Source organism: Pseudoduganella umbonata (genome assembly GCF_014192225.1).
GTDB classification, from domain to species: domain Bacteria; phylum Pseudomonadota; class Gammaproteobacteria; order Burkholderiales; family Burkholderiaceae_D; genus Rugamonas; species Rugamonas umbonata.
In genome coordinates this window covers 94969-115364 of the sequence record NZ_JACHXS010000005.1, presented here as the reverse complement: position 1 = coordinate 115364, position 20396 = coordinate 94969, and the positions used below count along the sequence as shown (strand labels likewise).

Here is a 20396-nt window from a genome sequence, read left to right as displayed (position 1 = left end):
TTGCAATAATCACTTCCCGGTAAGGCTTTCCTCATGCTTGCACTGCCCGACCTGATGCTGCGGCAGGATACCCGTATCCTGCAACTGTCCACCCCCCTGGGGCCGAACCGGCTGATACCCGAGTGCCTGCGTGCCCAGGAGGCCATCAGCCAGCCTTACGAGTTGAAAGTGACCGCGCTGTCGACCGACGCGGGCATCGCCCTGAAATCGCTGCTCGGGCAGCCGGTGCTGCTGGAACTGCTGACCGCGACCCACGGCCAGCCGCGCCCCTTCCACGGGTACGTGACCGCTGCCGGCATGCTGGGGGCCGATGGCGGCCTGGCCCGCTACGAACTGACGATCGGCCCGTGGTATGCGTTCATGGAACTGGGCCGCGACAGCCGCGTGTTCCAGGACATGACGGTATTCGATATCCTCGATACGCTGTTCGCCTCTTGGCAGGGCCCCGGCAAGCTGGTGCCGCAGTGGCGCTACGACATCGCCGACCGCACGATCTATCCGCAACGCTCGCTGACATGCCAGTACCAGGAATCGAACCGGGCATTCGCGGAGCGGCTGATGCACGAGGAAGGCCTGTTCTACTACTTCGAGCACAGCGGCGAGCCTGACAGCTCCCCATTCGGCAGCCACAGGCTGGTGATCGCCGACCATAACGGCGCGTTCCAGCCGGCCGCCCAGTCCACCCTGCGCTTCACCCAGCCCGGCGCCGTAATGCGGGAAGACAGCATGGACCGCTGGCGGCGCGAAGTGCGCGGCACCGCCGGCGGCGTCGACATCGGCAGCTGGGATTACCGAGGCCTCGGCATGCGCCGCGCGGCGGCGGAGGACGGCGCGGGCCCCGTGCTGCGCGACACGCCGGGCGCGTATGCCTACACGTCGCCCGAGCACGGCCAGCGCATCGCCGACCGGCAGCTCGAAGCGCTGCGCACCAGCCGCGAAACCTTTGTCGGCGCGGGTACCGTCCGCACGCTCGTTCCCGGCACCACGTTCACGCTGCGCGAGCACGCCGCGGTCGAGGAAAATGAAACCTTTGCCGTACTGCGCGTGCTGCACCTGGCCCACAACAACCTGAGCGCCGAGGTCAAGGATGCGGCGCAGCGGCTGGGCGAACACCCGCTGGCCCGGCTGATCGAACGCGAACAGGCCGGCAGCCTGCACGCGACCGGCAAGGACAAGGGCGAACGGCCGCTGTACCGCAACCGCATCGATGCGATCCGCAGCAGCGTGCCGTACCGCAGCACCGGCAGGGACGGGCATGGCCTCGTGCTGCGCCCGAAACCGACGATCCGCGGCCAGCAGACGGCGATCGTGGTCGGCCCGCCCGGCGCGGTGATCCACACCGACCGCGACCACCGCATCAAGGTGCAGTTCCACTGGCAGCGCGGCGCGCAAAGCCACAGCCGCCTCGATCACCCGGCACCGGACGGCCATGCCGGCGCGCCCGCCGACGACCGCAGCGGCACGTGGGTGCGCATCGCCACGCCGATGGCCCCGGTGGCGGGCGCCAACTGGGGTGCCGTCGCCGTGCCGCGCGTGGGCAGCGAAGTGCTGGTCGATTTCATCGACGGCGACATCGACCGCCCCATCGTGATCGGCAGCCTGTACAACGGCGGCGGCGAGGCCGATGCGCAGCACAACCGCATCAACGCCGGCACCGGCGCCGCCACGGGCAACGCGCCGGCATGGTTCCCCGGCGCATCCGGCGCGCACGCGCACGCGGCGGTGCTGTCCGGCTTCAAGTCCCAGGCACTGCAAACCAGCCGGAGCGGCACCGGCGCCTACAACCAGCTGGTATTCGACGATTCGCCCGCCGAACCGCGCGTGGCGCTGCAACGCCACGCCGGCGCGCACGAAGGCACCGATGAACTGAACCTCGGCCATCTGCGCCACCAGGCGGACAACCAGCGCCTGGACACGGCCGGCTTCGGCGCCGAATTGAAGACTGCGCACGGCGCCGCACTGCGCGCGGGCCAAGGCCTGCTGCTGTCGACCGAAGCACAAACCGCCGGCGGCCAGCAGCTCGATGCGCGCGCGGCGGTCTCGCAGATCGGCGCCAGCGCGGAGCTGATGCAGTCGCTCGCCGATACCGCGCAAAAGCACAATGCCAAGCTGAAGAGTGAGCCGGAACCGGCCAAGCTGCCGGCCATTGCTGAATTGCGCAAGGGCACCAGCGTGCTGGATGCGACCGCCGGTGGTGGCGGCGCGGACGAGGGCGGCGGCGGCAATGCCATCGCCTTTACCGAGCCGCAGTTGCAGCTATCCAGCCCGGCCGGTATCGCCGCCACCACGCCTGCCAGCACGATCGTCTCCGCCGGCACGACGACCAGCTTCGCGGCGGGGCAGGACATCAATGTCGCTTCCCAGGCGAACTTGCTGCACCAGGTGAAGGGCGGCATCGGCCTGTTTACGTACGGCAAGGCCAGCGCGGCCACCAAGCCGAACCAGGAAACGGGCATCCGGCTGCATGCGGCCAGCGGCAAGGCCAGCGTGCAGGCGCAGTCCGATGCCGTGCGCGTTACGGCCGACAAGATGGTGACCGTGGCGAGCGTGGGCGGCAGCGTGTCGGTCAGTGGGAAGGCGCACGTGATGCTGACCGCGCAGGGGGCCTCGCTGAAGATCGAGGGTGGGAATATCACGATCCAGGGGCCGGGGACGATGGCGTTCAAGGCGAGCAAGAAGGAGCTGGCGGGGCCGTTAAGCGTTTCAAGCGTCGATATCGCTCATAAAGTTGGCGAACTGAACATCAAACGTGATCTGGAAATCGAATACGTGGATGCTGACGGAAACGTTCTTACCGATGAGCCGATTGCTATGCAGTTCTCTAATGGTACAGACCAGGGAATTACCCTTGATGCAAGCGGAAAGGCAACGATCAAGAATGCACCTTTAGGGCCGTTTCATGCAAAACAGCCTAGGCGAAAATAAAAGGAGAGATCAATGTCGTCGAAGACAGCGCAGAGCGTGAAACCAACGGTGCAGGAAGTATGCATTGACCTGCCTGGCGAGGTGGTTCGATGCTGGCGCTCCAGCGATAATATTAAAGTTGTGCTTCGGAAGCACAGGGACGTCTTTTTCGAGATAAACCTCAAGCCTGGAGCGACTTACACTGTGGAGTCCCGCGCGGAATTTTATTGCTCTAGAGATAAAAAACTGCTGCGCCGGTCGACCTTTCAGGACGGAGAACGCTTTCATGTCTGGGTCGGCAGGGAGTTCAAGGACGAATTATCCCTCAAGCAAGGAAATAGTTTGCTGGGGACTTATAAAGTTAACCAGCTTGATTCGAAGGCATATGGTTCCGATCCTAAAATCAAACCAGAACCCCTATTGGTCTTGATGGGGCAAAAACCGCTGTTTGCACGCTTTGAATGCACTATTAAAGATCAGTTCGGCGCTGGCGTTGCACATCAGCAACTGTTCAAGCCCTATGTAGACCCTAAGCTATCCTACTTACGCGAATTTGGTACCGAGTACAATTATCAGGTTTCGCCAGAGGTGCCGGAAATAAAGGAGTATGTTTCCGTAACCGAGGCCTTACCACACGAAATTCAGCCACAAGTCCGTAAGCAACTCGACAGTGGCGTCGCTGTGGCAGGAAGTCCCGAGCAGATCTTTATTGCGCCGACGAGGGAACAAAGCCCATCCTCGCTATATGTGGCGCTGGCATCCGCAGCTACATACATATCTGGCAATGAGCATCTTACCGCCAACTGGTTCAAGGAGAGTGCAGGCTATATGCAAGAGCACTGGCGAGCCCTCAATAAGCTCTCCATGACTGTTCGCATCGAAAAAAAGGTAAATGGAAAATATCGTGTGTTATTCAAGGGGCGTCCACTGACGAGGATCGCCAGCCAACTACTCGGTGCGGCCGCAAACAATAAGGTAGTGCACCAGAGAGTACCCCTTGGGGCGCCAGGGTCAGCTTTTGTAGATGGTGGATTGGGACGAACAGGAAAAGCCGGTTACGGCGGCGTCAAGCGAGTGGTACTGACCAGCGCGGATAATTTTCGCGGCGGCTTAAAAATCCAGATAATTGGCACAGTCATCGACTTGGTGGGAGATGTAAATTCCGTCTATTTTGACCAGAAGGGGAGCAAGGACTTCACGGAATTTTTGGGGCGGGCTGGGGTGTCCATCGCAAAGGCAGGGGCAACTGCAGCGATTGGTAGCGTCTTTGCAGCCATGGCAGTTGTCGGTGTTACCGCTGCAGCGGCGGCCGTAGGCTTGGCAGCAGCTCCTGTGGCACTTGTAGTAGGGGTTGTCGTGGCTGGATACATCCTTGCCGCAACCATTGTAGATAAGGCTGATGAGATATTTAATATCAAAGGAAACGTCGCGGAATGGACGCGCTAGCATGAGTAACGTTACACCGAGGCTTTTATTATTGTCCCTAGTAATCATGTGCATCGGAAGCGTAGGCGGGTGGGCCATTACCGATAATGTCGCCAGCCGGGATGATTCCTATGAGTTCGCATACGGATCGATATTCGCGATTTGCCTAATTTTACTTTTGCAGGTATCGCTGTACATCCTTGGACGCGAACGGTTATATTTTAAAGTGCTGTTCGGCGCATCGTTTTCCATGTCCATGATTTGGTTCATGATGTGCCTGGTTCTGCCACTCGCGTGGGCTGATAATGTCGATGTGTACATGCGCGCACTCATGTTCGCCTTAATCGTGCCACTTTCGTTAGGCAATATTGCGGAGGCTTTTCGCCGGTTTTCGGTGAAATGGGCGAAGAACGGGAGTATAAGTTTTGAAAAAGCTTTCAATCGTGACCAGGGGTCGGTGGAGTGGGAGCAAGTCACAAAATCGTTGAATTTAGAGGGTGTAATCTACATTCCTGGATTTCCAAGAAAGCTGACATCTGTTGTCGCTATATTGATTGTGCCGTGCATGTTGATTGGTTTGGCTCTGAGGAATGTATATCCCGAGGTAAGTCTTTTTGCTTGGGGTATCCCATCAATATTGATCGTGGCATTCTTTGTTCAATTGATCGGGTACGGACTTGCGCAAGCCAAAATTGTTCTTGAGCTTGAGGCGAAAAATGGACAAAAATTCAGGTAAAGTTTTCCTTGGCCTGATGTTTTGTCTGTCGGTGCTGCTACGGGGATTGATTTATTCGATGCGATTTTCGGTATCAAAGGGACGGCTGCCGGATGGGCTCGCTTACATGAGTAATAAGCCATTCAAGTATCTGCAGGCGTGGTGGCAGGCGCCGCGTTTATCTTCGGCGCAGCCGGCGCGCCTGTCTTGGGCATTGTAGCAGTTGTAGTGGGCGGGTATATTCTTGCTGCTACAGTTGTCGATCTAGTCGATGAGATTTTTGATATTAAAGGAACGGTCGCGGGATGGGCGCGCTGATATGAGAAATATCCCCCTAAAATATCTATTTTTATCTCTCGGTATTTTATTTGCTGGAAGTGTTGGAGGTTGGGCTGTCACGTACAGGCTTGCTGGCAAGGATGATTCAATTGAATTTGTGTACTGGTCAATCTTGATTGCAGGCGGACTTTTGGTAATCCAGGCGGTATTGTGTTTCCGAGCGAAAAGAGGATTATATTCTCATCTAATTTTTGTGGCAGCGTTTGGCCTATCCATTGTTTGGTTTATGATGTGCCTCGTGTTGCCAGTGATGTGGATTGAAGCAGTGAGCCTGTGTTTCCGTGTAGGCATGCTTTCCCTTCTTGTTCCACTCGGTATTGCTAATATTTTAGAGGCATTTCGTAGATTCTCGGCAAAGTGGGCGGAGAGGGGAGAGCAGCTTTTTGCGAAAGAATATAAACACGAGCATGCAACTGTTAATTGGTATCAGGTGACGAAATCACTAAACCTAACGGGTGTCATTTTCATCCCAGGACTTCCGCAGCGGTTGGTATGGCTTCCTTCGCTTTTGATAATTCCATCGATGTTGGCTGGCCTGAGTCTGCGCAACGTGTATCCGATTTTCAGTATCTTTGCGTGGGGGATTCCAACGCTGTTAATCGTTTCGTTTTTTTTCCAAATGATCGCCTACAATCTGGCGCAAGCCGCAGTGGTGCGAAAACTGGAGAAGAAAGTGGGCTCTGTCATTCAATCAGTTCAATAAGATGTACTGATGCCGGCACGCTGCAATGGCAAAGCACCAGCATGGTCGTGGGCAAGCTGGTGCCCATGCACATGCGGCGGTGCTGTCTGGCTTCAAGTCGCAGGCAATGCAGGCCAGCAAGAGCGGCACTGGCGCCTGCAATCAGCTGATGTTCGACGACGCGCGCGCCGAGCCACCCGGAAGCAGCAGATTCTGCAAGTCAAATTCAGGCGAGGCGCGTAGTAGATAGATATGGAGTCGTGGTTGATAATTTACCACAGCACCAAGTTTAGTGAAATAATTGACCTCAAGCTATCGATTTACTTCTACATTAGAATTGTAGTGCCGTGCAGAATGGATGCGCTAGCATGAGCTACGTTACACCAAGGCTTTTATTATTGTCACTAGTGATCATGTGCATCGGAAGCGCAGGCGGGTGGGCGATCACCGACAATATCGCCAGCCGGGACAATTCCTATGACTTTGCGTACGGATCGATATTGGCTATTTGCCTGATTTTACTTTTTCAGGCGTCCCTGTACATCCTCGGGCGCGAGCGGTTATATTTCAAATTGCTGTTCGGCGCATCGTTCTCCATGTCCATGATCTGGTTCATGATGTGCCTGATCCTGCCACTCGCGTGGGCCGATAATGTAAATGTGTACATGCGCGCACTCATGTTCGCGTTGATCGTGCCACTTTCGTTAGGCAATATTGCGGAGGCTTTTCGCAGGTTTTCGGTGAAGTGGGCGAAGAATGGAAATGTAATTTTCGAGAAGGCTTTCAATCGTGACCAAGGGTCTGTGGAGTGGGAGCGTGTCACAAAAGCGTTGAAATTGGAGGGTGTAATATTGATGGTGCCGTGCATGCTGATTGGTTTGGCTCTGAGAAATGTGTATCCCGAAGTAAGCCTTTTTGCTTGTGGGATTCCATCAATATTGATCATCGCATTCTTTGTGCAATTGATTGGTTACGGCGTTGCGCAAGCTAAGATTGTTCTTGAGCTTGAGGAAAAAATCGGGATTAAACTTAAGTAATCATCCCTTGGCTGCCACGATGGCTAGCCCGTTAGTAGCCGAGTTCATCCCCCGTATCACCAGCCCCAACAAAGGAGGTGCGATGAAACGGCCAATGGCATTGATATTGAGTCTGGTCAGTCACGTAGCTTGCCTTGCCGCCGAGCCGGAGTTTTATGTTCTAAATCTCACGCCCGACAGCCCAGCCCTGCTACACACGACAGCAAAAAAACTGGTCCCCGCGGCGAAGCTGCCGTTTGTCGTGTTGGGCAATGACCGGCAGGAATGCTGTTTCGTGCCACGTGCGCAGCCGAAGGACGGCCAGCGGAGCGGTGCCCCTTCATCGACGCTGGCATCGTCCCAAGGTGAGGAAACCTATCAGTTCGCTGGCGCGTATCGCCCCCTGGGCAAGCCGAGGGAGATCGACGACTTCGCATTCGGCATCGAAGGGATGACCACGGCAAAGAAAATTGGCAAGGACGTCTACGAAGTCGGGCTTACGGGGGCATCGCCGCTCATCGTCCGCCATTGCAGCGGTACGGAGGGTATCAACTTCAGGGTTTATCGCGCCTTGCGCGACAAGGAGCCGGTCGTGAGCTATTACTACTACCTCGGCTATGACATCGAGCCGGACTGCCCGGAACACTAAGCATCGCATCGTCCAGCCGCTTGGCCTCATGCAGGCGCACGGCCTTGAAGCCGCGCCATTACCGTCCCCTCAACCTTCACGATCTGACAAGAACGACGATAATAGCCGTCTCGCTATGACGTTCCGATAGTCAAACTCAATTGAAACTATTGTGACAATCAATTTTCCAAATAGCCGAGATCCCTCTAAACTAGCATCTCATTGATTCACAACCCTCACGAGGAAAACACAAATGTCTCTGATCAACACCCAAGTCAAACCGTTCAAGGCAACCGCTTACCACAACGGCAAGTTCATCGATCTGAGCGAAGAGTCCCTGAAGGGCAAGTGGTCCGTGTTCGTGTTCTACCCGGCTGACTTCACCTTCGTCTGCCCGACCGAACTGGAAGACCTGGCCGACAACTACGCAGAATTCTCGAAGCTGGGCGTGGAAGTGTACGGTATCTCCACCGATACCCACTTCGCTCACAAGGCATGGCACGACACCTCCGACGCGATCAAGAAAGTGCAGTACCCGCTGATCGGCGACCCGACCGGCCTGCTGTCCCGTAACTTCCAGGTCATGATCGAAGAAGAAGGCCTGGCACTGCGCGGCACCTTCGTGATCAATCCGGAAGGCTTCATCAAGGTCCTGGAAGTCCACGACAACGGCATCGGCCGTGACGCATCGGAACTGCTGCGCAAAGTGAAGGCAGCCCAGTACGTTGCTTCCCACCCAGGCGAAGTGTGCCCGGCCAAGTGGTCCGAAGGCGCAGCAACCCTGACCCCGTCGCTGGACCTGGTCGGCAAGATCTAAGTAAGTAGTTATTGAGCAGTACGCTGCCGGCATGTGCCGGCAGCGCATCGAAAAGGAAAAAAGTCATGCTGGATGCAAATCTCAAAACCCAACTGAAAGCCTATCTGGAAAAAGTGGTGCAGCCGATTGAGATCGTTGCATCGCTGGATGATTCCGCGAAGGCGCGGGAAATGAAGGAACTGCTCGCCGATATCGATGGCTTGAGCGACAAGATTACCCTGGTCGAGGACAACGCCGCCAACGTGCGCAAGCCGTCGTTCTCGATCAACCGTGCCGGCACCGACATTGGCGTGCGTTTTGCCGGCATCCCGATGGGCCATGAATTCACCTCGCTGGTGCTGGCCCTGCTGCAGGTAGGCGGCCACACGATCAAGCTCGACGAAGCCGTGATCGAACAGATCCGCAACCTGGAAGGCGATTTCGAATTCGAGACCTTCATCTCGCTGTCGTGCCATAACTGCCCGGAAGTGGTGCAGGCACTGAACGCGATGTCGGTCATCAATCCGCGCATCAAGGTCACCACGATCGATGGCGGCGTGTTCCAGAAAGAAGTCGAAGAGCGCCAGATCATGGCGGTACCGATGATGTTCCTGAACGGCCAGCACTTCGGCCAGGGCCGCACGAACGTGGAAGAGATCCTCGCCAAGCTGGACACCAATGCCGGTGCCCGCCAAGCGGCTGAACTGAACAAGAAGGACGTGTTCGACGTGCTGGTCGTCGGCGGCGGCCCTGCCGGTGCGGCATCCGCGATCTACGCGGCCCGTAAAGGCATCCAGACCGGCGTGCTGGCGGAACGCTTCGGCGGCCAGGTGCTCGATACGCTGGCGATCGAGAACTTCATTTCGATCAAGGAAACCGACGGCCCGAAATTCGCCGTGGCGCTGGAGCAGCACGTCAAGGAATACGAAGTCGACATCATGAACACCCAGCGCGCCGTGAAGCTGGTGCCGGGCAAGCTGACCGAGGTGCACACCGCCACCGGCGCCGTGCTGAAGGCGAAGACCGTGATCCTGTCCACCGGCGCACGGTGGCGCGAGATCAACGTGCCGGGCGAGAAGGAATACCGTAACCACGGCGTGGCCTACTGCCCGCACTGCGATGGCCCGCTGTTCAAGGGCAAGCGCGTGTCGGTGATCGGCGGCGGCAACTCCGGCGTGGAAGCGGCGATCGACCTGGCCGGCATCGTGCAGCACGTCACGCTGATCGAGTTCGGCAATGAACTGCGCGCCGATGCGGTCCTGCAGCGCAAGCTGCGCTCGCTGCCGAACGTGAAGATCATCCTGTCGGCGCAGACGACCGAGATCCATGGCGACGGCAAGAAAGTAAACGGGCTGTCGTACAAGGACCGCACCACGGGCGAGCTGCACCGCGTGGACCTGGAAGGCGTGTTCGTGCAGATCGGCCTGGTGCCGAACACGGAGTGGCTGAAAGGTACCGTGGCGCTGTCGAAGCATGGCGAGATCGAGATCGATGCCAAGGGCCAGACGTCGGTACCGGGCGTGTTCGCCGCCGGCGACGTGACGACCGTGCCGTACAAGCAGATCGTCATCGCCGTGGGTGCCGGCGCCACCGCCGCGCTGTCCGCCTTCGATCACCTGATCCGCTCGGGTGACGATGAAGTGGAAGCCGAGCAGGCCGCCATCGCCGCTGTCGCATAAAGCGTCATCGCAGCCAGCAAAAACGGGAGCCTCGGCTCCCGTTTTTTATTTCCCGAAAACCGGTGACAGCTCCGGTTCTGAGGAAATGTTTCAAAATAACCGGTGTCTGTCACCGGTTTTGAGGAAACGTTTCAAAACAACTGGTGTCTGTCACCGGTTTTCAGGAAATGTTTCAAAAAAAACGGTGTCTGTTACCGGTTTTGGTGGAATTTTTATTTGAGGTCGACGCTGGCCTGCTTGACCCGCAGGGAGCGGGCGTAGCGGTGCCGGGCCTGCAGGCGAGCGTCGGTGATCAGCACGCCGATGGTTTCGCCGACCACCATGGTCACGCCCAGCAGCGGCAGCACCAGCATCAGGCCCGTCACGCCGGCCAGCGCGCCGCCGACGAACAGCATCACCACTGTCACGAGCGGATGCATGCGCAGGCTGCGGCCCAGCGTCATCGGCATGAAGACGAAGTCGTCGAGCAGGCGGGCGATGATGAACACGAAGATCGCGCTGTAGGCCGCGGCATTGTTGTCCGGCGCATCGGCCGATGCCACCAGCACCACCAGCAGGCAGCCGGCGATCGAGCCCACGTACGGCACCCAGGCCAGCATGGCGGCAATGAAGCCGAGCAGCAGCGGGGAGGGCAGGCCGATGGCCCACAGGCCGATGGCCAGCACGATGGTATCGATGATCGTGAGCTTGAGCATGCCGTGGAAATAGCGGCGCGCGGTCTGGTCGACTTCATGCAGCAGGAACAGCGTCTTCTCGAAGAACGCATTGGGCACGGCGCGCGCCAGGAAGCGCTTGAAGCGGCGGCCGTCGCGCAGGAAGAAGAAAGCCAGGAAGGGCGCCAGCAGCAGCGACGGCACCCACGCCGCGGCGGCCACCACCACGTCCGCCAGGTGGCGCTGGAAGAACTCGCGCGAGTACTCGGCCAGGTTCAGGTTTACCGAATCGCCCAGCCGGGCCTGCCGCAGGATCGGGAACTGCCGTTCCATCGCCGCCAGCACGTTGCGCAGGAAGCGCACGCCCGCATCCAGGTAGCGCCCCGGCATGTCCTGCCAGTTCGTTGCCGGGGCCGGTATCCATATCGCCGCTACCAGGACTGCCAGCAGCATGGCAAGCACGAAGCCGGCGCCGACCAGCATGGCGGAGGTATTGCGTGTGAATCCCATCCGCAGCAGGCGCTGGAACGGCGACAGCAGCATGTAATACAGGATGATCGCCAGCAGGAACGGCACCGACAGCCACAGCACGCGCTGCAGCAGGTAAAGCAGCACGCAGGTCGCGGCGACGATGCCGCACCAGACGATGGGCCCGGACTGCTGCCGATCCACCATTACAGCACCTCGATGTGCGGCGAGTCGATCGACATGCGTTCGCGCAACCGGGAGCCGATGTGGCGTGCCAGCGCCAGCGAGATCTTGTAGCCGATCACGGCGTCGGTTTCCATCAGGCCCATGAAGTCGGCGCGGAAGAATACCGCCAGTTCGCAGTCGTCCCACGCGCGCGCCTGCGCGGTGCGGGGCGAGTTGTCCAGCAGGGCCAGGTCGCCGAAGAACGCGCCTGGCGACAGTTCGGTGATGATCTCGGGCATGCCGTTGACGTGGCGGTTGATCTGGACATGGCCGGCCGTGATCAGGTACAGCGCCTGGCCTTCCTCGCCTTCGTCGAAAATGATCTCGCCGGCGAGGTAGCGCCGTTCATGCATCAGGCCATCGACGATCTTCAGTTCGAGCGGTGTCAGGGAATTGAGGAGGACAGTTTCGCGCAGCCTGGCCAGGCGTGGCGACAGTGCGGGCGGCTTGAGAAAACCGAAAATCACGAAGGGCTCCAGGGATGGGATGGTTGCGTTCACATTGTCGCCGGTTTTGCATGGGCAATGGTGTTGCAGGACGCACACAGTGGAGAGGAAAGCGAAAAAGGTGCGGGGGTGGGGATTTTGGGATGCTGGCGGTGTGGATGGGGGAGGGTTGCGCGATGTGAGCGGGGGTTGCGGGTTTGGGTTTGGCGAAGCACGCTTCGCTCGCACGCGAAGCGTTGCTTCGCGATGTTGCCGCTCCCGCGGACTGGGGCTCGCCGACATCCTGCCGGCCGCGGATTCGCTTGCAAGCGAAGCCGCAGCCCTGCATGGCTGCGGCGTTCGGCAGGCGCGAAGCAGTGCTTCGCGAAACCCCTGCCTCACTCCATTCGATCCCCGCCGTGCTTCCCGCAGGGGAAGCACTCCGCTGCGCCAGCATCAGACGCAAAAAAGCCCGGCGAACCGGGCTTTTCTACTGATGCTGGCGGAGCGGACGGGGCTCGAACCCGCGACCCCCGGCGTGACAGGCCGGTATTCTAACCAACTGAACTACCGCTCCAATCAATGCTTGCGTGAACAAACACCGAAAAAAACTGCGTCGCTGCTGCGACATGAAAAGAGCCCGGTGTGTCGGGCTCTCTTCGAATCCTGGCGGAGCGGACGGGGCTCGAACCCGCGACCCCCGGCGTGACAGGCCGGTATTCTAACCAACTGAACTACCGCTCCAGGTCTTCAACATCGAATGCGTGGTGGGCGCTGAGAGGCTCGAACTCCCGACCTAATCCTTGTAAGGGATCCGCTCTACCAACTGAGCTAAGCGCCCTCATCACCTTCGATGCTTCGAACGTTTGTCACAACGTTCAGAAGAGGCCGTATTCTACTGCGCTGTTTTGAGATTCCGCAAGGGATTTCGCGAAATAATTTCCATCCGGCCTCATCCAGTGAATGCTACGCTGCGATTTTCCAGCAGGGGAGAACCGATGAACGCCGCCAGGGACGATATCCGCCTCGATGCGCTGTACGGGCGCGTGAGCCGCCGCCTGCTGCCATTCCTGTTCCTGTGCTACGTGGCCGCCTACCTGGACCGCGTCAATGTCGGCTTCGCCAAGCTGCAGATGCAGGCCGATCTGGCGCTGTCGGACACCGTCTACGGCATCGGCGCGGGCATTTTCTTCATCGGTTATTTCGTCTTCGAAGTGCCGTCGAACCTGGTGCTGGAAAAGGTGGGCGCGCGGCGCTGGATCGCGCGCATCATGATCAGCTGGGGTCTTGTCTCGGCTGCCACCATGTTCGCCACCGGCCCCGTAAGCTTCTACGTGCTGCGCTTCCTGCTCGGTGTGGCCGAAGCGGGCTTCTTCCCGGGCGTGGTGCTGTATCTGACCTACTGGTACCCGGCGCACCGCCGGGCCCGCATCGTGGCGCTGTTCATGAGCGGCGTGGCCGTGGCGGGCGTGCTGGGCGGGCCGCTGTCCGGCGCCATCATGGCGGCGTTTGCCGGCAAGGCGGGGCTGCATGGCTGGCAGTGGCTGTTCCTGCTGGAGGGCATACCGTCAGTCGTGCTGGGCATCTGGACCCTGTTCTACCTGGATGACGGTATCCGCTCCGCGCGCTGGCTGGACGATGCCGACAAGGCCGCGCTGGAGCGCGAGCTGGCGGCGGAAGCGGTATCGAAACAGCACCTGCCGCTGCGGCAGGTGTTCGCCAGCGGTACCGTGTGGCTGCTGGCGCTGGTGTATTTCCTGTTCGTGATGGGACTGTACGGCGTCAGTTTCTGGCTGCCGCAGCTGCTGAAGAACAGCGGCGTGCAGGACGTGTTCCACATCGGCCTGCTGACGGCGATCCCTTATGGCGTGGCGGCTGTCGTCATGGTGCTGGCGGCGCGGCACTCGGACCGCAGCGGCGAGCGGCGCTGGCATGCCGCGATCGCCGGCTTCGCCGGTGCGGCGGGCCTGGTGGCGGCCACCGTGTGGGCCGGCGATACCGTGCTGGCGCTGGCCGCGCTGTCGGTTGCGACCGCCGGCATCCTGACCACGTTCCCGATTTTCTGGAGCCTGCCGACGGCGCTGCTGGGCGGCACCGCGGCGGCGGCCGGCATCGCGCTGATCAACTCGGTCGGCAACCTGGCCGGCTTCGCCAGCCCCTACCTGGTGGGCGCGATCCGCGATGCCACCGGCAGCACCGCCATCGGCATATCGCTGCTCGCGGCCAGCCAGGTGCTGGGCGGGCTGCTGGTGCTCGCACGCGGGCAATCACCGGGCAGGCAAGAGCCCCCTAAGCGCGCTTGAGGGTACCTGAGCGCCGCGTTGCGGCCGGCTTAGAACTCTTCCCAGTCGTCGCCTTCCGGCGCTTTCTTGGCCGGACGCGCTTTCGCACTGCCCGTGCCGGCGGCCGTGCGGGCCTGCACCGGCGGCTTGCCTGCCAGTTTCGGATGCGGCGGATGCGCCACCGCGGAGGCGGGCGGAATCGCCGGCGCATGCGACGTTACATGGACGGGAGCGGGGAATGCCGGCGCCATGGCGCGGTCGTCGATGCGGAACACGGCGATGGCGGCCACCAGGCGCTGTGCCTGCTCGCGCATGCTGGCCGCGGCGGCAGCGGCTTCCTCGACCAGCGCGGCATTCTGCTGCGTGGCCGTGTCCATCGTGGTGATCGTCGTATTCACCTGCGCGATGCCGGAGCTCTGCTCCTGGCTGGCGGAGGCGATCTCGTTCATGATGGAGGCCACCTGCTGGACCGACGTCACGATGCGGTCCATCGTCGTGCCGGCCTGGTCCACCAGCCGGCTGCCGGCGTCGACCTTCTCGACCGAGTCGTTGATCAGTTCCTTGATCTCGCGCGCCGCGCTGGCCGAGCGCTGCGCCAGGTTGCGCACTTCCGACGCGACGACCGCGAAGCCGCGGCCCTGTTCGCCCGCGCGGGCCGCCTCCACCGCGGCATTCAGCGCCAGGATGTTGGTCTGGAAAGCGATGCCGTCGATCACGCCGATGATGTCGACGATCTTCGACGAGCTTTCCTTGATCGAGCCCATCGTCTCGACGACCTGGCTGACGACCTGGCCGCCTTCGTTCGCATGGCTGGCTGCCGATACCACCAGCTGGTTGGCCTGGCGCGCATTTTCCGCGTTGGCCTGCACGGTGGAGGTCAGTTCCTCCATCGACGATGCGGTTTCCTCCAGGCTGGCGGCCTGCTGCTCGGTGCGGTTGGACAGGTCCATGTTGCCACTGGCGATCTCGGCTGCCGCGGTATTGATCGTGTCGGTACTGTCGCGCACCGTGCGCACGGTACCGGTCAGCGCCGCGGTCATGTCGCCCAGTGCGCCCAGCAGGCGGCCCATCTCGTCCTTGCGTGTCGTGACGATGTGCGCGGTCAGGTCGCCGGAGGCCACGGTTTCCGCCACCCGCACCGCTTCGTCGACCGGGCCGGTCACGGAGCGCGTGATCAGCCAGCCGATCACCACCGACACGATGGTGGCCAGTACCAGCAGCACGATCATCAGCGTGGTCGCCGATTTCGCCGCCGCGGTCGCCGCCTGCGCATCGTGCGTCATCAGGTCGCGCTGCACTTTCAACAACTCGTCGAGGTGGCGGAAGTACACCGTCTGCGCCGGGATCACGCTGGCGAACAGGGCTTGCACGGCACCGTCGCGGTCGCCGCCGCGGAACTGGGCGATCGCCTTGTCGAGCCGTTCCTTGTAGGCGTAATACGCGGTGTTCTGCTGGTCGAAGATGGCGCGCACGTCGGGTGTCAGGTCCGACTTCGCCATCTCCGCGGCGGACACGCCGCCGGCTTCGTCGGCAGATGCCATCTGGCGCAGGAAGTCCTCGGCCTGCGCGGTGTCCGGCGTCAGCATCGCGTTGCGCACCGCCTGCGCACCGCGGTTGACCTGGCTGCGCATGTTGTTGAGCAGCGAGACCTTGACATAGCGGTCGTTGACGAGCTGGTCGGTTCGCGCCGCCACTTCCTGGATGCGGCTGATGCCGACCAGGGACATGATGAGCATGATGACGATGGCCACCGCGAAGCCGAGGGCCAGGCGGGCACCGATACGCATATTGGAAAGAGTCACGATCAGTTCCCCAGGATCAGAATGAATGGCGCACGCCCGCGCCATAGCTCATGGCGGAAGGCAGCGTGGTAATACGGTCGCGCATCGCGATCGTGTAGAAATCGGTACGCTTCGACAGCCGGTAGTCGTAGCCGAGCGATGCCGTGCGGCGCGACCGTTCGCTGCCGAACAGGGTGCCGCCGCGGCGCGTGTCGGCCACGTCGAACAGCACGGAACCGGGGCCGGCCGGCATGGCAAAGCCCAGGCTGACGGTACGGTCGCGCAACCCTTCTGCGCCTGCCGCGTCGTTGACGGTGCGCTGCCAGGTGCCGTACAGCTTGATGCGCGTGAAATCGTAGGTGGCGCCGACGAACAGGGCGCGCTGTTCGTCCAGCCGCGCATAGTCGACCGGGCTGCGCGTGGCATCGATGATGGGCAAGCCCGAGTTCGGGTTGCTCACGCGCACGCGGTGCGCGAACGCCGTCAGCGCCAGCGGACCCTTGTTGTACATCGTGCTGACGGCCAGGTTGTTGCGGTCCGAGTCGCCGCCCTGCTCGCCGGCCTGGTAGTGCAGCCCGGCACGCAGGCCGCCGAACGATGGCGTGGTGTACACCACCTGGTTGCTCCAGCCGCTGTCGCCGGCGTTCGTCGAAGCCCAGGTGCGCGCGCCGAACGGGCCGGTGGGCACATAGGAATGCAGCACGAGCGGCGAGAACGTGAACGAATCGCCGAACGGGTTGAACAGGATGTTCGGCAGGAAGCTGGGCGCCGAGGCGCGCCCCACCTGCAGCCGGCCGAGGCGGCCGACGAGCGCCACGTTGGCGTCGCGCGAAAACAGGTTGTCGCCGGCGAAACGGCCGGACACGCCCGTATCGGTCTGGAAAAAACCCGTCAGGTAGAACTCCGCGTACAGCCCGTCTCCCAGGTCTTCCTTGCCGCGGAAGCCGAACCACGAGGTGGTCATGCCGCCGCTGCCCAGCACGGTGGTGCGCGCCGCATCGCCGCTGTTTTTCATCGACCCCACGAAGGCATCGACGCCACCCATGATCGTGATGGAAGTTTGCGCCGCGGCGGGCAGGGCGCAGGCAAGCAGGGCGCAGGCAGGCAGCAATGTGCGGCAATGAAGACGGAAGTTGGGCGGCATGTTCGCGTGACTGGTCGAAAGACCAGATGGTACGCGCCTTCGGCCCTCGCACGATACCCATCCGCTGCCACTGTTGCGTAAATACGATGGATGAAATTGCACGCTAAGTGATTGAAAAATAAACTAAATAAGACAATTGGGCGGGGCGCTGGCGGACCCTGCCGCGCACTGTATATAATCCCAGTATCGGTCAATCCCAGTATCCGTCACAGCCGCCCCAGCCTTCGATCAGCCATGGTTCCGCCGCGCCGCATTGCCCACCTCGACATGGACGCGTTTTTCGCGTCGGTCGAACTGCTGCGCTATCCGGAATTGCGCGGCCTGCCGGTCGTGGTGGGCGGCGGCTCGCGGCACCAGCCGGTGCTGCAGCCGGACGGCACGCGCCGCTTTTCGAAGCTGCGCGACTACGCCGGCCGTGGCGTCGTCACCACCTCCACCTATGAAGCGCGCGCGCTGGGCGTGTTTTCGGCGATGGGCACGATGAAGGCGGCGGCGCTGGCGCCCGAGGCGATCCTGCTGCCGACCGACTTCGAGTCGTACAAGCGCTATTCGCGGCTGTTCAAGGAGGCCGTGGCCGGGATCGTGCCGGACATCGAAGACCGCGGCATCGACGAGATCTACCTCGACCTGACCGGCCATCCGGAAGAAACGCGTGCCCTCGGCATGCGGCTGAAGGCGGCCGTGAAGGACGCGACGGGGCTGACGTGTTCGATCGGCATCGCGCCGAACAAGCTGCTGGCGAAGATCAGCTCGGACCTGGACAAGCCCGATGGCCTGACGATCATTACGCTGGAGGATGTGCCGAAGCGGATCTGGCCGCTGTCGGCGAAAAAGATCAACGGCATCGGGCCGAAGGCGTTTGCCAAGCTGACTTCGCTTGGCATCGAAACGGTGGGCCAGCTGGCGGGGGCCGACCCGAAACTGCTGCAGGAACATTTCGGCCTCAATTCCGCCGAATGGCTGCACCGCGTGGCGCACGGGCACGACGAGCGGGAGGTGGTAACGCGCTCGGACCCGAAAGGGGTGAGCCGCGAAACCACGTTCGAGCGCGACCTGCATGCGAAGCACGACCGCGAGGCCCTGTCCGAGATTTTCACGCGGCTGTGCACGAAGCTGTCGGACGACCTGCACCGCAAGCGTTTCGCCGGCCGCACGGTGGGCATCAAGCTGCGCTATGCCGATTTCCGCACCGTGACGCGCGACGTGACCTTGCCGTCACCCACCGCCGACGCCGCCACGATCCGGCGCGCCGCCGGCGAATGCCTGCGGCGCGTGCCGCTGGAACAGCGCCTGCGATTGCTGGGCGTGCGGGTCAGCGCGCTGGTACCGCTGGACGAGGCCGAACGGTACCGGGCGGGCGAGCAGGGGGAGCTGTTTCCGGTCTGAGCGCCACCGGACCGGTGCGATGCGAAGTTGCATGGTTGCCATGGCCGGGAGGCGCGTGGAATGGCGAAAATCGCGGTAGTGCCCCCGCCGGGCCGGGTGTAAAATGCTGAGCTTTGCAACGCGTAAAACAAGGTCATTTGAGCATGTGGTTCAAGAATCTACAGATCTACCGACTGCCCGCTCCGTGGGCATTCGCTCCCGAAAAACTCGACGAAGCATTGCGGCCGCATTCGTTCACGCCGGCCAGCAGCAACGAGATGCTGCGCCAGGGCTGGGATTCGCCGCGCGGCAATGGTTCGCTGGTGCACGTGGTGAACCAGCAGATGCTGCTGTTACTGGGAACCGAGAAGAAACTGCTGCCGTCGACGGTCGTCAACCAGGTGGCGAAGGCCCGTGCCGCCGAGATGGAAGAACAGCAAGGTTTCGCTCCCGGCAAGAAGGCGATGAAGGAACTGAAGGAGCGCGTGCATGACGAACTGCTGCCGCGCGCCTTCACGATCCGCAGCAATGTGTGGACGTGGATCGACCCCGTCAACGGCTGGCTGGTCGTCGATGCGGCGAGCCCGGCAAAGGCGGACGACGTAATCAAGCTGCTGCTGAAGGCGGTCGACCGCCTGCCGCTGGAAAGCCTGCGCGTGCAGCGCTCGCCGGTGGGCGTGATGACGGCGTGGCTGCAGGAAGACGAAGCGCCGGCCGGCTTCACCGTCGACATGGATACCGAGCTGCGCGCGACCGGCGAGAGCAAGGCCGCCGTGCGCTACGTGCGCCACACGCTGGAGCCAGAGGAAGTGCGCCGCCACATCGAGGCCGGCAAGCAGTGCACCCGCCTGGCCATGACGTGGGAGAGCAAGATCTCGTTCGTGCTGACCGAATCGCTGGCGATCAAGAGCATCAAGCCGCTCGACGTGCTGAAGGAAAACGACGCCGTGACCCGCAACGACGACGAGCGTTTCGACGGCGACTTCATGCTGATGACGGGCGAACTGTCGCAGCTGCTGAAGGACGTCGTCGAAGCACTGGGCGGCGAAGCCACCGCCTGAAGCGTCGGTTCGACAAGACCACCGCCTGAATCATCCGGGCGGTGGTTATCTCGACACCAGGGAGCCGCCAGGTTCCCGATCCCACCCCGAACGTCATCGCCCGCATCGCTGGTTGCGGTGTCACCGCATGCTTCGCGTGCGCGAAGACGCTTCCGTTGCTACATCGGCTGGAAGACTCCCGCCGCGCGGTTTTTCTGCACGTTGTCCCACGCAAAAATGCGGCCGTTCATGGCCACGTACACGCCCGGCGGCAGCGCCTGCGCGACACCGCAGGCGAAGCCCAGGTTGAAGAAGGCGTCGGAGCCGTCGATCTCGTAGGGAATCATTGCACCCGTGAAGACGATGGTCTTGTCCAGCGTGGCAGGGCCCAGTACGGCGGCCGTTTCCTTCATCGTGTCGGTGCCGTGCACGATGACGATGGCGCGCTCCGGCGCGGCCTGGCACGAGGCCAGTACACGTTCCCGGTCGGCATCGGTCATGTCCAGCGAATCGAGCAGGGGCAGCAGTTCCAGCTCGACAGGCGCGGTGATGCGGGCGCGCGCGAGGGCGGTGGGCAAATGGCTGTCGGCAAAGCCCAGCGTGCCGTTCAGTTCGTTGTAATGCTTGTCGAAGGTGCCGCCCGTGGCGATGATGCGCAAGGTCATGGTGTTTCGTAAAAGGTTGCAGAAAAATCGAATGATAGCGTGCGGGTGCGCAGGAAAGTCAATGCGGCATCGACAAAAAGTTTATTTGTGCTCGGCTGGCAAGATCGCACGTCGTTGAGTACACTGGTGGATCGCTTGGCAACGATCGCCCTTCGGTTGCTGCT

At 61.3% G+C, this 20396-nt stretch carries 17 protein-coding genes and 3 tRNA genes; 12 read left to right on the top strand and 8 right to left on the bottom strand.

Features of this window, described 5'->3' with window-relative positions:
* Nucleotides 1–33 precede the first annotated feature (33 nt).
* The 9 genes from FHS02_RS14675 to ahpF all read left to right on the top strand — a co-directional run bounded on the left by FHS02_RS14675 (nucleotide 34) and on the right by ahpF (nucleotide 10184).
* Nucleotides 34–2925 carry a type VI secretion system Vgr family protein gene (locus FHS02_RS14675; protein WP_137315217.1) on the top strand — a complete coding sequence of 964 codons (2892 nt, stop codon included), beginning with the start codon at nucleotides 34–36 and terminating at the stop codon, nucleotides 2923–2925.
* 12 nt (nucleotides 2926–2937) lie between these two features.
* Nucleotides 2938–4350, top strand: coding sequence for a hypothetical protein (locus FHS02_RS14670; protein ID WP_137315216.1), 1413 nt, complete (start codon nucleotides 2938–2940; stop codon nucleotides 4348–4350).
* Nucleotide 4351: 1 nt separating this feature from the next.
* Complete coding sequence (locus FHS02_RS14665) at nucleotides 4352–5065, top strand: hypothetical protein (protein ID WP_137315215.1); 714 nt, start codon at nucleotides 4352–4354, stop codon at nucleotides 5063–5065.
* Complete coding sequence (locus FHS02_RS14660) at nucleotides 5046–5264, top strand: hypothetical protein (RefSeq protein ID WP_137315214.1); 219 nt, start codon at nucleotides 5046–5048, stop codon at nucleotides 5262–5264. The genes FHS02_RS14665 and FHS02_RS14660 overlap by 20 nt, the downstream gene beginning before the upstream one ends.
* A 99-nt stretch (nucleotides 5265–5363) precedes the next feature.
* The gene (locus tag FHS02_RS14655) at nucleotides 5364–6086 is read left to right on the top strand and encodes a hypothetical protein (RefSeq protein WP_137315213.1); all 723 of its coding nucleotides are present in this window, start codon (nucleotides 5364–5366) and stop codon (nucleotides 6084–6086) included.
* A 347-nt stretch (nucleotides 6087–6433) separates the two neighbouring features.
* Nucleotides 6434–7102 carry a hypothetical protein gene (locus FHS02_RS14650; protein ID WP_137315212.1) on the top strand — a complete coding sequence of 223 codons (669 nt, stop codon included), beginning with the start codon at nucleotides 6434–6436 and terminating at the stop codon, nucleotides 7100–7102.
* A gap of 82 nt (nucleotides 7103–7184) precedes the next feature.
* Nucleotides 7185–7730: a hypothetical protein gene (locus tag FHS02_RS14645; RefSeq protein WP_137315211.1), complete on the top strand. Its 546-nt coding sequence runs from the start codon at nucleotides 7185–7187 to the stop codon at nucleotides 7728–7730.
* Between the two features lie 232 nt (nucleotides 7731–7962).
* A complete protein-coding gene (gene ahpC / locus FHS02_RS14640) occupies nucleotides 7963–8526 on the top strand; it encodes an alkyl hydroperoxide reductase subunit C (RefSeq protein WP_131148669.1) in 564 nt (187 codons plus the stop codon).
* 65 nt (nucleotides 8527–8591) lie between these two features.
* Nucleotides 8592–10184: an alkyl hydroperoxide reductase subunit F gene (gene ahpF, locus FHS02_RS14635; protein ID WP_137315210.1), complete on the top strand. Its 1593-nt coding sequence runs from the start codon at nucleotides 8592–8594 to the stop codon at nucleotides 10182–10184.
* 212 nt (nucleotides 10185–10396) lie between these two features.
* Here the strand turns inward: ahpF and FHS02_RS14630 are convergent, their stop codons facing one another.
* The 5 genes from FHS02_RS14630 to FHS02_RS14610 all read right to left on the bottom strand — a co-directional run bounded on the left by FHS02_RS14630 (nucleotide 10397) and on the right by FHS02_RS14610 (nucleotide 12796).
* Entirely contained in the window at nucleotides 10397–11512 is a 1116-nt protein-coding gene (locus FHS02_RS14630) for an AI-2E family transporter (protein ID WP_137315209.1), read from the bottom strand.
* Nucleotides 11512–11997: a cyclic nucleotide-binding domain-containing protein gene (locus FHS02_RS31575; protein ID WP_137315208.1), complete on the bottom strand. Its 486-nt coding sequence runs from the start codon at nucleotides 11995–11997 to the stop codon at nucleotides 11512–11514. Before FHS02_RS31575 ends, FHS02_RS14630 begins: the two co-directional genes overlap by 1 nt.
* A 458-nt stretch (nucleotides 11998–12455) precedes the next feature.
* Nucleotides 12456–12532, bottom strand: a tRNA-Asp gene (locus tag FHS02_RS14620).
* Nucleotides 12533–12622: 90 nt separating this feature from the next.
* Nucleotides 12623–12699: transfer RNA gene (locus FHS02_RS14615), tRNA-Asp, on the bottom strand.
* Nucleotides 12700–12720: 21 nt separating this feature from the next.
* Nucleotides 12721–12796, bottom strand: a tRNA-Val gene (locus FHS02_RS14610).
* Nucleotides 12797–12953: 157 nt separating this feature from the next.
* Here FHS02_RS14610 and FHS02_RS14605 point away from each other — a divergent pair.
* Entirely contained in the window at nucleotides 12954–14258 is a 1305-nt protein-coding gene (locus tag FHS02_RS14605; protein ID WP_137315207.1) for an MFS transporter, read from the top strand.
* Between the two features lie 29 nt (nucleotides 14259–14287).
* Here the strand turns inward: FHS02_RS14605 and FHS02_RS31955 are convergent, their stop codons facing one another.
* Nucleotides 14288–16039, bottom strand: a complete 1752-nt coding sequence (locus FHS02_RS31955; RefSeq protein WP_137315206.1) for a methyl-accepting chemotaxis protein — start codon at nucleotides 16037–16039, stop codon at nucleotides 14288–14290.
* A 16-nt stretch (nucleotides 16040–16055) separates the two neighbouring features.
* A complete protein-coding gene (locus FHS02_RS14595) occupies nucleotides 16056–17162 on the bottom strand; it encodes a porin (protein WP_137315205.1) in 1107 nt (368 codons plus the stop codon).
* A gap of 234 nt (nucleotides 17163–17396) precedes the next feature.
* Here FHS02_RS14595 and dinB point away from each other — a divergent pair, with 234 nt between their 5' ends.
* A complete protein-coding gene (gene dinB, locus FHS02_RS14590) occupies nucleotides 17397–18548 on the top strand; it encodes a DNA polymerase IV (protein WP_137315204.1) in 1152 nt (383 codons plus the stop codon).
* A gap of 143 nt (nucleotides 18549–18691) precedes the next feature.
* Entirely contained in the window at nucleotides 18692–19588 is an 897-nt protein-coding gene (locus tag FHS02_RS14585) for a recombination-associated protein RdgC (protein WP_137315203.1), read from the top strand.
* Nucleotides 19589–19746: 158 nt separating this feature from the next.
* Here FHS02_RS14585 and FHS02_RS14580 read toward each other — a convergent pair whose 3' ends face one another.
* Nucleotides 19747–20232: an asparaginase domain-containing protein gene (locus tag FHS02_RS14580; RefSeq protein WP_137315202.1), complete on the bottom strand. Its 486-nt coding sequence runs from the start codon at nucleotides 20230–20232 to the stop codon at nucleotides 19747–19749.
* Between the last annotated feature and the right edge of the window lie 164 nt (nucleotides 20233–20396).

Excerpts from the sequence above, each read along its gene's own strand:
- FHS02_RS14655 (WP_137315213.1), top strand. The coding sequence starts at position 5,364 with ATGAGAAATATCCCCCTAAAATATCTATTTTTATCTCTCGGTATTTTA.
- ahpF (WP_137315210.1), top strand. The coding sequence starts at position 8,592 with ATGCTGGATGCAAATCTCAAAACCCAACTGAAAGCCTATCTGGAAAAA.
- FHS02_RS14660 (WP_137315214.1), top strand. The coding sequence starts at position 5,046 with ATGGACAAAAATTCAGGTAAAGTTTTCCTTGGCCTGATGTTTTGTCTG.
- FHS02_RS14675 (WP_137315217.1), top strand. The coding sequence starts at position 34 with ATGCTTGCACTGCCCGACCTGATGCTGCGGCAGGATACCCGTATCCTG.
- FHS02_RS14665 (WP_137315215.1), top strand. The coding sequence starts at position 4,352 with ATGAGTAACGTTACACCGAGGCTTTTATTATTGTCCCTAGTAATCATG.
- FHS02_RS14630 (WP_137315209.1), bottom strand. The coding sequence starts at position 11,512 with ATGGTGGATCGGCAGCAGTCCGGGCCCATCGTCTGGTGCGGCATCGTC.
- dinB (WP_137315204.1), top strand. The coding sequence starts at position 17,397 with ATGGTTCCGCCGCGCCGCATTGCCCACCTCGACATGGACGCGTTTTTC.
- FHS02_RS14670 (WP_137315216.1), top strand. The coding sequence starts at position 2,938 with ATGTCGTCGAAGACAGCGCAGAGCGTGAAACCAACGGTGCAGGAAGTA.
- FHS02_RS14585 (WP_137315203.1), top strand. The coding sequence starts at position 18,692 with ATGTGGTTCAAGAATCTACAGATCTACCGACTGCCCGCTCCGTGGGCA.
- FHS02_RS14605 (WP_137315207.1), top strand. The coding sequence starts at position 12,954 with ATGAACGCCGCCAGGGACGATATCCGCCTCGATGCGCTGTACGGGCGC.
- FHS02_RS14595 (WP_137315205.1), bottom strand. The coding sequence starts at position 17,162 with ATGCCGCCCAACTTCCGTCTTCATTGCCGCACATTGCTGCCTGCCTGC.
- ahpC (WP_131148669.1), top strand. The coding sequence starts at position 7,963 with ATGTCTCTGATCAACACCCAAGTCAAACCGTTCAAGGCAACCGCTTAC.
- FHS02_RS14650 (WP_137315212.1), top strand. The coding sequence starts at position 6,434 with ATGAGCTACGTTACACCAAGGCTTTTATTATTGTCACTAGTGATCATG.
- FHS02_RS14645 (WP_137315211.1), top strand. The coding sequence starts at position 7,185 with ATGAAACGGCCAATGGCATTGATATTGAGTCTGGTCAGTCACGTAGCT.
- FHS02_RS14580 (WP_137315202.1), bottom strand. The coding sequence starts at position 20,232 with ATGACCTTGCGCATCATCGCCACGGGCGGCACCTTCGACAAGCATTAC.